General features: G+C 71.0%; 10 protein-coding genes. 5 read left to right on the plus strand and 5 right to left on the minus strand.

The features are described from left to right. Nucleotides 1–885 (minus strand): NAD-dependent epimerase/dehydratase family protein (locus QZ433_RS14000; RefSeq protein ID WP_295784620.1); only part of this gene is annotated, 885 nt, incomplete at its 3' end. Nucleotides 886–981: 96 nt separating this feature from the next. Further along, nucleotides 982–2,307, minus strand: a complete 1,326-nt coding sequence (locus tag QZ433_RS14005; RefSeq protein WP_295784622.1) for an HNH endonuclease signature motif containing protein — start codon at nucleotides 2,305–2,307, stop codon at nucleotides 982–984. A gap of 208 nt (nucleotides 2,308–2,515) precedes the next feature. Here QZ433_RS14005 and yiaA point away from each other — a divergent pair, with 208 nt between their 5' ends. Beyond that, complete coding sequence (yiaA, locus tag QZ433_RS14010; protein ID WP_295784624.1) at nucleotides 2,516–2,983, plus strand: inner membrane protein YiaA; 468 nt, start codon at nucleotides 2,516–2,518, stop codon at nucleotides 2,981–2,983. 4 nt (nucleotides 2,984–2,987) lie between these two features. Here yiaA and QZ433_RS14015 read toward each other — a convergent pair whose 3' ends face one another. Then, nucleotides 2,988–4,151 (minus strand): GNAT family N-acetyltransferase, encoded by a 1,164-nt coding sequence (locus QZ433_RS14015; RefSeq protein ID WP_295784626.1) that lies wholly within the window; start codon nucleotides 4,149–4,151, stop codon nucleotides 2,988–2,990. Nucleotides 4,152–4,313: 162 nt separating this feature from the next. On the opposite strand from QZ433_RS14015, the gene QZ433_RS14020 reads away from it, so the two are divergent. Continuing rightward, on the plus strand, nucleotides 4,314–4,583 hold the full coding sequence (locus QZ433_RS14020) for a hypothetical protein (protein ID WP_295784628.1): 270 nt from the start codon (nucleotides 4,314–4,316) through the stop codon (nucleotides 4,581–4,583). Nucleotides 4,584–4,683: 100 nt separating this feature from the next. Here QZ433_RS14020 and QZ433_RS14025 read toward each other — a convergent pair whose 3' ends face one another. After that, nucleotides 4,684–5,718 (minus strand): LLM class flavin-dependent oxidoreductase, encoded by a 1,035-nt coding sequence (locus QZ433_RS14025; protein WP_295784630.1) that lies wholly within the window; start codon nucleotides 5,716–5,718, stop codon nucleotides 4,684–4,686. Between the two features lie 89 nt (nucleotides 5,719–5,807). Between QZ433_RS14025 and QZ433_RS14030 the strand changes: the two genes are divergently transcribed. Together QZ433_RS14030 and QZ433_RS14035 are read left to right on the plus strand one after the other, a co-directional pair. Next, the gene (locus QZ433_RS14030) at nucleotides 5,808–6,566 is read left to right on the plus strand and encodes a hypothetical protein (RefSeq protein ID WP_295784632.1); all 759 of its coding nucleotides are present in this window, start codon (nucleotides 5,808–5,810) and stop codon (nucleotides 6,564–6,566) included. A gap of 55 nt (nucleotides 6,567–6,621) precedes the next feature. Beyond that, on the plus strand, nucleotides 6,622–9,216 hold the full coding sequence (locus QZ433_RS14035) for an RNA helicase (protein WP_295784633.1): 2,595 nt from the start codon (nucleotides 6,622–6,624) through the stop codon (nucleotides 9,214–9,216). Between the two features lie 66 nt (nucleotides 9,217–9,282). Here QZ433_RS14035 and QZ433_RS14040 read toward each other — a convergent pair whose 3' ends face one another. Beyond that, nucleotides 9,283–9,843 carry a DNA starvation/stationary phase protection protein gene (locus QZ433_RS14040; protein ID WP_116536354.1) on the minus strand — a complete coding sequence of 187 codons (561 nt, stop codon included), beginning with the start codon at nucleotides 9,841–9,843 and terminating at the stop codon, nucleotides 9,283–9,285. A gap of 179 nt (nucleotides 9,844–10,022) precedes the next feature. Between QZ433_RS14040 and QZ433_RS14045 the strand changes: the two genes are divergently transcribed. Next, the coding region (locus QZ433_RS14045; protein ID WP_295784636.1) for a trehalase-like domain-containing protein at nucleotides 10,023–10,729 on the plus strand (707 nt) is incomplete at its 3' end.

The following is a 10,729-nucleotide window of genomic DNA, read 5'->3' on the forward strand; positions in this document are numbered from 1 at the left end:
CGTGCGGCGCATCGTGTCGGCGAGAGAGCGGCGACGTCCTCCGGATGCCACGAAGACAGCGTCATCGCGGCGGGCGAAGCCTCTCGCACTCCCGGGCAGCCACAGGGGCAGGGAGCGCTGCCCGGCCCAGTAGGCGACTCCCCGCGCGGCGAGGGTGTCGTCGTCGAGGGTGACGGTCTCGACCGCGGTTCCGGGTGCGTCGTGGGCGGCCGCGTCGCGCGCTGCCGCGAGCACCGCGGCGAGCGGCAGCGCCTCGCCGACCGCATTGACCGGGCCCGTGACGCCCGTACGGCCGGCGCGGTCGATCCAGGCGGCGAGGTCGTCCACATCGATCGCCTGGACGTGACGACCGGCCGCCTCGGGCGCGAGGACCCGCCCGCCACGGGCGTAGCGCGCGGGCCAGTAGCCGAAACGGTCGGTGGGGTCGCCCGGCCCCACGATGAGTCCCGCTCGCGCGAGGAGCGCCTGGTCGCCGCGCCGGGCCGAGGTGAGTAGTTCGGCGTGGACTTTGGCATCCGCGTACTGTCCGAGATGGACCGGCTTCACGAGCTCCGCGGTCTCGTCGGCGAAGGGCATGTCCGAGCGGGAATACACCGAGACGCTCGAGACGAGGGTCCAGTGCGCCGCTCGATCGGCGAGCGCGTCGAGGGCGGATGCCACGAACCGCGGCTCCCACGAGAGCTCCACGACCGCGTCCCAGTCGCGGCGCACGGCGTCGTAGGCGTCGGGGTCGTGGCGATCAACGCGGATCAGACGGGCTCCGGGTGCGACGTCGCCGGACGCGCCCCGGGCGAGGCAGGTCACGGCGGCGCCCTGCGCGATGGCTTTCGCCGCGACGGCGCGGCCGAGCCACGCGGTGCCGCCGAGGATGAGGATGCGTCGCATGCGCGCCAGCCAATCATCCGAGGTGCGGGAGGGGCGAGGGTGTTCGCCGTCGGCGGAGGCAGGCCCGGCCAGGCGCGACGAGGGGAACGAACCAGCTCAGAACGGCGGCGGATCGGGGTCGGGATTGGGACCGGGACCGGGGTCGGGGTCGGCGGCGAACGCGACTCGACGCTCGGGTGGGTCGCTGGTGCGACGCCCGAGGGGGCTGGTCCACACGATGCTGCCGTCGGGCTGCTGGGCGGCCGTCCAGGGGGTCTCGGTCTTGAGGACGTGGTGCCGTTTGCACAGGCAGGCCAGGTTGCACAGCGCGGTTTGGCCGCCCTTCGCGTGGTCGAGATTGTGGTCGATCTCGCAGCGGCGGGCGGGCTGACGGCATCCGGGAAAGCGGCAGTGCACGTCCCGCAGGCGCAGGAAGCGACGCATCGACGGCGTCGGACGGTAGCGGTCGACGCCGAGGGCCACGCCCGTGACCGGGTCGGTGAGCAGGCGTTCCCACCTGGGCGCATCGGCCAGGAGTCGTCGCGCCGTGTCGGCGTCGACGGGGGTGCACCCGTCGAGCAGCGCACCGCGCTCGCTCGCGCCGACGGCGGTCATCACCGGGACGACCACCGACACCTCGGCCCGGATCGCGCCCAAGCCGCCCGGGAGGTGCTTGTGGGTCGGATGGATGACCGGTCGACCCCCGAGCACGAGGTCGCACAGGAGGTCGGTGCGCGTCTGGTCGATCGACCGGGTGTCGGTGACGCCACTCTCTTCACCCCCGGCACCGGCGACCCGGCGCACGGCGCGCGCCTGTCGCGTGAGTCGGTCGAACATCGCCCGGATCTTCGTCGCACTGTCGATCACGCCGAGCTGCGCCATCCCGTCCCTGTCGTCCTCGACCCAGACGCGGCGACGGTGCACCGCGTCATCGTGACGCTCCGTGATCGACCGCGGTTCGAGTTCGTCGGCGACCGCCCGGGCGAAGGCGCGCGTGCCGGCGACCGTGTCGTTTTCGGCGCGGGCCAGGACGCGGCGCTCGTACTCGTCGCGGCTCTGTGGCTCGAGGAGGGGCGCGCCGATTTCGCGGATCACGTCGGCGTGCCGCGCCGAGATCTTCGCCTCGACGAGCGCGGTCACCGTCGTGGCGAAGTCCTCCACCAGTACCCCGGCCTCGGTGATGCGTCGCTGCGCCGTGCGGTCGTGCCACCGCAACGCGACGCCGACCTCAGCCGCGATCGAGCGCAGTGCGAGTTCACGCTCCTGCACCGTACGGGGTCGGTGTGCGGTGCGGCCCACCGCAACGGCGTGCGCCCGCGCCAACTGACGGAACCGCTCCGCCTCGAGCGCGGAGATCGCGGCTTCGATCCGTACGAGGGAGGCGACGGCGTCGGCGAGCACGGCGTCGTCCGCCTCGTGCGGGGAGGCGGCGGAGGGGCTCATGTACACATGCTCCCAGCGACTTCCGACATCGCTTCGGGTGCGAGACGGGCCGGCTGACGAGACCCCTCCCGAGCAGTGTGGGTCTGGTCGTCAGCCTCGACTCGTTGTCCACAGATCTCAATCACATAGCGAATGTCGAATGCACGTTCCGCTAGCTTCTCGGCCACGGCATATGTCTCCGTGGGGGGACTCGACGAAGGAGTGGAACATGACCGACGTACGTACGCACCATCAGCTGGGCCGACCGACCGCAGCGTTCGTGGGAGCCTCATGGGTGGCCCTGGGCCTGGGCGCCTCGGTGTACTTCATTGGGTTGTACAACGCGCAGATGGAGCTCTCCGAGAAAGGCTTCTACCTCGCGGTCTTCCTCCTCGGCCTCTTCGCCGCGATCTCGGTCCAGAAGGCGGTCCGCGATCGCGCGGAGGACATCCCGGTCACCGGTGCCTACCTCGGCGTCGCGTGGGGAATGCTGCTCGTGTCTCTGGCCCTGATGTCCGCCGGACTGTGGAACGCCGATCTGCTGCTCTCCGAGAAGGGGTTCTACGGCATCGGCTTCGCCATGAGCCTGTTCGCGGTCGTCGCGGTGCAGAAGAACGTCCGCGACCTCGCCGCCTTCCGTTCGGTGCACCCCGATCCCGCACCCGTCGAGCACCCCGGTTACCCGACCATCGGCTGACGCCTCAGGCGACCGGCGTCCCCTGGTGGAACACGCACCGCGGTGCGGGATCGAACCGCCAGAGGGACGACCGGCGGCTGAAGCGGTCCTCGAACCGCAGCAGGTAGGTGAGCAGGACGGTGTCGGGGCCGACGAGGCGACTCTCCTTCTCGCAGATCTCGGGAGCGTCGTCCGCCCCCGGGTCGTCCCGCAGGGCGTCGACGATCGCGTCCCGTGTCCACCGGCGACCGGACTGACCGATCTCCACGAACGAGGGATCGAGCAGGGCGTTCACCTCTCGCGGGTCGGCCCGCACGCCCGTGTCCAGCAGACGCTCCTCGGCGGACCAGGCCGCGGCGGTGAGGCTCTCGGCATCCCGAGCCCTGCCGCGGATGACGTAGGAGCGCTCGATCCCCGCGGTCTCTCGTCCCCACGTGCTCGTCGCGACACGCCGCTGGTGCGCGTCGAACGCCGCTTCGTCGACGAAGCGCTCCGACACCCGCCAGACCCCCTCGTTCTCGGTCGGGGCCACGTCGAACGAGAGGCATCCCGGCTCGGCGCGGGTCAGGGCGACGTGCTCGGCGAGGTGGGCGTGCACGCGCTCCGCTTCGGCGGCGTGGACGCACCGCAGCTCTCCGGTGAGGGTCACCTCGGGACCACGCGGCACGGGCGTCGTGGTGCCGCTCGCCCAGTCGCGCCGCAGGACGCTGTAGGCGACGGATGCCACGGGCTCCGCGCCCTCGACCGGCCAGCCGTCGCGGTAGAAGGCCTCTCGCACCCACCCGCACCGCTCGAAGACCCGGCGCATCGCGACGTTGTCCTCGCGGGTCTGACCCTCGAATCGGATGACCGCGGGGTGATGCGAGAACACCCACGCGGTGGCGGCCTCCAACGCGGCGGTCCCGTGACCGCGCCCGCGGGACGCGGCGGCGAGGCGAAGATCGACCATCGCGGTGGCGTCGAGCAGATCCTCCACCCGGATCACTCCCACACGGCCGTCCCGGTCGTCGTCGATCCAGAACGTCGCGACCGCGTCGCCGTGCCACGCGCCGTCGTCGATGGACGCGCGGACCTCAGTCGCCGTCCAGCGCGCGCGGACGTGGAAGGGGAAGACCTGCGTCGTCAAGAACGCCGCGAGCCCGGTGCCGTCGTCGTCGGCCGGATCCATGCGCGCGAGGGTGATGCTCATCCGCCCACCGTAGACAGTCCCGGCTCAGGTGCGCTGTCTAGGCTGGGGTGCATCACCCGTCCTTCTGAGGAGCCCGCCATCTCGACTGCCTCGACCTCCGCGTCCACCCGTGCGATCCGCACCGCGTCGCTCTCGATCGCGGGGATCGGTGCCGCCATCACGATGGGCGCCCTCGGCCCCTGGTTCACCCCCGTCATCCTGTTGGTGGCGACCGCGGGTGCGCTGCTGGTCATCTGGCGCGGGGGTGGCGCGGTGGTCGGTGCGCGTGCGGCCGTCCCCGTGCTCGCCGTCGTGTCTCTGCTCACGGTCGCGGCCCTGATGGGCCTGGTCGGCGTCCTGTCATCCGCGTGGGTGTGGGCGTCGCTGGGTGCCTACGCCGTCGCGTGGGGCGAGTACCTCGTCTCGCAGACCGTCGCCCGCTCTCGGGTCTGAGACAGCCGCGGCGAGCCGCGGTACGCAGACGCCTCGACCGGAACACCGAACGGACCCGGATGCCGAGGGCGTCGGCATCCGGGTCCGTTCGAGGTGTCGCTCAGACCGTCGCGAGCGTCGAGCGCCACCCGAGGGCGGGAGCGACGTGCTTCGCGAAGTTCTCGACCAGGCGCAGGTTGAAGTCGACGCCCATCTGCGAGGGGATCGTCAGCATCAGCGTGTCGGCGCTCATCACGGCCGCGTCGTTCTGCAGCTGCTCGACGAGAACGTCGGGCGTCGCCGCGTACGTCTTGCCGAACGTGGAGCGCATGCCGTCGATGACGCCGATCTGGTCGCTGCCGGCCGAGCCCGAGAAGTACAGCTCGTCCTCGGCGGTCACGATCGGGAAGATGCTGCGGCTGACCGAGGTGCGCGGCTCTCCCGCGTGACCCGCCTCGCGCCACGCGGCGCGGAAGGCGTCGAGCTGCTGCGCCTGCAGCAGATCGAAGGGTGTTCCGTCGGCCTCGGTGAGCAGCGTCGACGACATCAGGTTCACGCCGAGCCGACCCGCCCACTCCGCCGTCGCGGTGGTGCCCGCACCCCACCAGATGCGCGAGCGCAGTCCGGGGGAGTGCGGCTCGATGCGCTGCAGTCCCGTGCCGCCGCCGAAGGGGCTCATCGGATCGCGCTCGGCCAACCCTTCGCCGTCGATCGCGCGCAAGAAGAGGTCGAAGTGCTCGCGCGCGATGTCGGCGCCGCGGGGGTCCTGCGATCCGGTGTATCCGAACGCCTCGTAGCCGCGCTGCACCGTCTCGGGTGACCCGCGGCTGACGCCGAGCGCGAGCCGGTTGCCGCTGATCAGATCGACGGATGCCGCCTCCTCGGCGAGCATGAGCGGGTTCTCGTACCGCATGTCGATGACCCCCGTGCCGACCTCGATGCGCGAGGTCCGGGCGGCGATCGCGGCGAGCAGCGGCATCGGGGCCGCCTGCTGTCGGGCGAAGTGGTGCACGCGGAACGAGATGCCGTTCACGCCCAGGTCGTCCATGCCCTGGGCGAGGTCGATCGCCTGGAGCATCGAGTCGCCGGCCGACAGGTGGTGCCCGCCGCCGAGGGGGCCGTAGTGGCCGAAGGAGAGTGTGCCGAAGGAGCGCATAGCGGGTGCAACACCGCGCAGATGAATCTATTCCCGCGCATGTACCGAGAACGGCCCCGGGGCGGTCGGGGTGTGGAACCATTCTGAGAATGGACGACGGTGTGCGCGACGAGCTCGAGCGCCTTCGCGCGCGGGCGTACGGCCCCGACGCCGACCTCTCCGACGATCCCGTTGCGTGGGACCGCCTGCGCGAGCTCGAAGAGCAGGTGCGGTCCGCGCCCCTCGCGCCCCCGCCCGCGCCGGCCCCCGTTCCGCTCGCGGGGCCCGTGGCATCCGTCGGTCCCGAGGTCGAGGACGACGACGATGACGATGGCGGGGTCGACGAACGTCCGCGCCGACCGGGACTGACCGTGCGCTCGCGCCGCGGGGTGTGGGCGTGGGCGGTCTCGCTCGCCGCCGTGACGGCGTTGGCCAGCGCGGCGACCGCGCTGGGGGTGTCGTTCGTGCCGGTCGCCGGTGCTGCGGGTGCGGTGCAGGTCGACACGCTCACGCCGGATCCGGGGGCGGACATCCCCGCGGTGTTCGGTCAGCGCACCGGCTCCGAGCGGGCGTTTCAGGACTACTTCGGGGTGACGGCCTTCGTGGCGCTCGCGCGCACCGACTCCACCGACACCCGCAACCCGTGCCTGTACCTGCTCGACTCGGACGAGGTGGGCCGCGACGACGGCCGGGCTCCGAGCGGCAACTTCGTGTACGGCGGCTGCGGGGCGGGGGTGTTTCCTGCCACGGTCGAGTTCGTCGTCGCCGAGGGGATGCCCACGGCGTTCGTCGAGCGCTTCCCGATCGGTACGAGCGTGCAGTTCGTCTACGACGGCGAGAACGTCGGCGTGTTCAGCGACCGCGGCTGACGTTCGCTCACGGCAAGCGCGGTCTCGCGCACCCCGCGGATGAGAGGGTGGAGCAGTGACCTCTCTCCTCGACCGTGTGCCCGCCGGCGCCGACCCGGATGCCGTCTACCTGGGCTTCGTCGAGTGGGCGTCCTCGCGCGGCCTCACGCTCTACCCCGCGCAGGACGAGGCCGTCATCGAGATCGTCTCGGGCGCGAACGTCATCCTCTCCACGCCCACCGGTACGGGCAAGTCGCTCGTCGCGGTGGCCGCGCACGCGGCATCCCTCTCCCGGGGCGGCCGCACCTATTACACGGCGCCGATCAAGGCGCTCGTGAGCGAGAAGTTCTTCGCCCTCGTCGACATCTTCGGCGCCGAGAACGTCGGCATGGTGACCGGTGACTCGTCGGTGAACGCCGACGCCCCGATCGTGTGCTGCACGGCAGAGATCCTGGCGAACCTCGCCCTGCGACAGGGGGTCGACGCCGACGTCGACCAGGTCGTCATGGACGAGTTCCACTACTACGGCGAGGCCGACCGCGGGTGGGCCTGGCAGGTGCCGCTGCTGCTGCTGAACCGGGCGCAGTTCATCCTGATGTCGGCCACCCTCGGCGACGTCGAGGACATCGCCGACGACCTGTCCCGCCGCACGGGGCGGCCGACGGCCCGCGTGACGGGCGTCGAGCGGCCCGTGCCGCTGCACTTCGAGTACGCCCGCACGCCCGTGCACGAGACGGTGCAGGAGCTGCTCGACACGAAGCAGGCGCCCGTCTACGTCGTGCACTTCTCGCAGGCCGCCGCGATGGAGCGGGCGCAGGCGCTGTCGTCGATCCGCATCATCGGGCGCGAGCAACGCGACGAGATCGCCGAGGCGATCGGAGGCTTCCGCTTCACCACCGGTTTCGGCAAGACGCTCTCGCGCTACGTCCGCGCGGGCATCGGCGTGCACCACGCCGGCATGCTGCCGCGGTATCGGCGACTCGTCGAGACGCTCGCCCAGCGGGGCCTGCTGCGCGTCATCTGCGGAACCGACACCCTCGGCGTGGGGATCAACGTGCCGATCCGCACCGTGCTCATGACGGCGCTCACCAAGTACGACGGCACCCGCATGCGCCAGCTCTCGGCGCGCGAGTTCCATCAGATCGCCGGTCGCGCGGGCCGGGCCGGCTACGACACCGCGGGCACGGTGGTCGTCATGGCTCCCGACCACGAGATCGAGAACGCGGCCCAGATCCTCAAGGCCGGCGACGACCTCAAGAAGCAGAAGAAGATCGTGCGCAAGAAGGCGCCGCAGGGCTTCGTCAACTGGACCGAGCAGAGCTACGACCGCCTCGTCGCGGCCGAGCCCGAACCGCTGCAGCCCCAGATGAAGCTGAGCGCCGCGATGCTCATCAACGTCATCGCGCGCGGCGGCGACGTCTTCGGCAACGTCCGCTCTCTCGTCTTCGACAACCACGAGCCGCGCGCCCGGCAGTACGACCTCGCCCGCCGCGCCATCGCGATCTTCCGCACGCTGGTGCAGGCCGGCGTGGTAGAGGTCGTCCCGCCGTCGCGTGAGGGGTCGAAAACTGTCGCTTCAGAGGGGGGTCAAGCGACAGATTCCGACCCCTCACGCATCCGGCTCACCGTTGAACTGCAGCCGAACTTCGCGCTGAACCAGCCGTTGTCGCCCTTCGCGCTCGCCGCGATCGAGATGCTCGACCCCGAGGTGGAGCTCGGAAGGGGGCCGGATGCCGCGCCCCCGGCCTCGTCGGTGGGCACGGGGCACTACGCACTCGACGTCGTCAGCGTCATCGAGGCGACCCTCGACGACCCGCGGCCGATCCTGTCGCAGCAGCAGTTCCGCGCGCGCGGCGAGGCCGTGGCGGCGATGAAACGCGAGGGCATCGAGTACGACGAGCGCATGGAGCTGCTCGAGGAGATCACGTGGCCGAAGCCCCTCGACGAGCTGCTCGCCCAGGCGTACGAGGTGTTCGCCTCGAGCCAGCCGTGGATCCGCGACTTCGAACTGTCGCCCAAGTCGGTCGTGCGCGACATGTTCGAGCGCGCGTGCTCGTTCGGCGAATACGTCTCGCTGTATCAGCTGGCCAGGAGCGAAGGGCTCGTGCTGCGGTACCTCAGCGACGCCTACCGGGCGATCCGCCAGACGGTGCCGGTCGACGCGCAGACGCCCGACCTGCTCGACCTGATCGCGTGGCTCGGCGAGCTCGTGCGGCAGGTCGACTCGAGCCTGGTCGACGAGTGGGAACAGCTCATCAATCCGGCAGACGACCCGGACGCCCCGGTCGTCCCGCCGGCGCCGCCGTCGATCCTCACGAACCGGCGCGCGTTCGTCGTGCTCGTGCGCAACGAGATGTTCCGCCGCGTGCAGCTCGCGGCGTTGCAGCGCGACGACGAGCTGGTCGAACTCGACGCCGAGGTCGATTGGCCCGGGGTCCTCGACCGCTACTTCGACGAGCACGACTCCATCGGGACAGGGGGAGCGGCGCGCTCCTCGGCCCTCGTCGAGATCGACGAGTCGTCGGCGTCGGACGGCGTCTGGCGCGTCGAGCAGACCATCGACGACCCCGCCGGCGACCACGACTGGCGCATCCGCGCCGAGGTCGACCTCGCCGCCTCGGAAGAAGAGGGCACCGCGATCGTGCGGGTCACCGAGGTGCTGCGGCTTTGACGGGTTCTCCTCGAACGACGGATGCCGAGGCGCTGAGGCCCCGGCATCCGGTGTGTTCGATCGCGCTCAGGACTTGCGGGCGACGCGGTTCTCGGCGCTGACCATCCACGACAGCTGCTCGAGACGCTCGAGCACGCCGTGCAGGATGTCGGCGCTCGTGGGGTCTTCGTCGTCGACGTCGTCGTGCACGTCGCGGACGGTGCCGACGACGGCGTCCAGACGCTCGGTGATCAGGTCGATGACCTCGGCGGTGTCGACCTCGCCCTGCGGGAACTCCGGCAGGGTGGTGGTCTCGGCGACGGTGTCGCTGCGGCCGTCGGGCAGGGCGTGCAGCGAACGCATGCGCTCGGCGATCTCGTCGCCGAACTCGCGAGCGGCGTCGATGATCTCATCGAGCTGCAGGTGCGTGTCGCGGAAGTTCTTGCCGACGACGTTCCAGTGCGCCTGCTTGCCCTGGATCGACAGTTCGATCAGGTCGACCAGCACGGCCTGCAGGGCGTCGGTCAGCTGCTCGGACGCCTGGAAGCCCTTCTCGGCGTTCTGCTCGTCGGTGGTCTCGGGACCGCTGCCTCCGCGCGCGGGGCGACGACGGTTCTTGGTGGGGGCGTCCTTGGTGGTGGTGGACATGCGCGTTCCTTTCGCTCACGGTCACCAGCGACGTTAGGGCCGCGGGGTCGGCGGGCGGCGGGGGTTGCGGGGGTGGCGACGTCGGGTTAGCGGGGCCGGACAACCGGCGTTCCGTAGCCGCTCGGCATCCATCGGGCAACCCCGCCCCCACCGTTCGGGGCCGTTCCTAGCGTGAGCGTGTGCCCCCGACTCCGCCGCCGCCCTCCCGGCCCCTCCGTGACTACGCCGCCATCGGCGACGGACGCACGGTCGCGCTGATCGGGCTCGACGGGTCGGTCGACTGGTTGCCGTTGCCCAACATCCACTCGCGACCCGTCTTCGCGCGACTGGTCGACGAGTCGGCCGGTGGATGCATCGAACTCGCCCCGGTGGGGGAGTACACGGTCACGCGCCGCTACATTCCGCGCACGAACGTGCTCGAGACGACCTTCACCACCGACACCGGCGTCGCGACGGTGACCGACGCGATGGTCACCGGCATCGCGGGACGCCTGCCGTGGGCCGAACTGGCCCGACGCGTCGACGGCGTGCAGGGAGAGGTCGAGTTCGCCTGGTGCGTGCAACCGGGCACCATGCTGCGGTCGGCCGCACCCTGGACCGAACGCATCGACGGCTTCTCGATCATGCGCATCGGACATGTCTCGCTCGCCGTCACCGGGCACGAGCACGGCCTGCACGGCGACCCCGACAGCGAGAACGCGAGCATCGACGGCAGCTTCACCACCGCCGAAGGATCACGGCACCTGCTCGTCATCGCCGCCACCGAGGGCGAGCCCCTGCGCATCCCCGACGCCAAGAACGTCGACCGCGGCATCGACCGCACCATCGGCGGTTGGACGATGTGGTCCGACGAGTTCTCGTACGAGGGACCCTGGGCCGACGACGT

The organism is uncultured Microbacterium sp. (assembly GCF_913776565.1).
GTDB lineage: Bacteria > Actinomycetota > Actinomycetes > Actinomycetales > Microbacteriaceae > Microbacterium.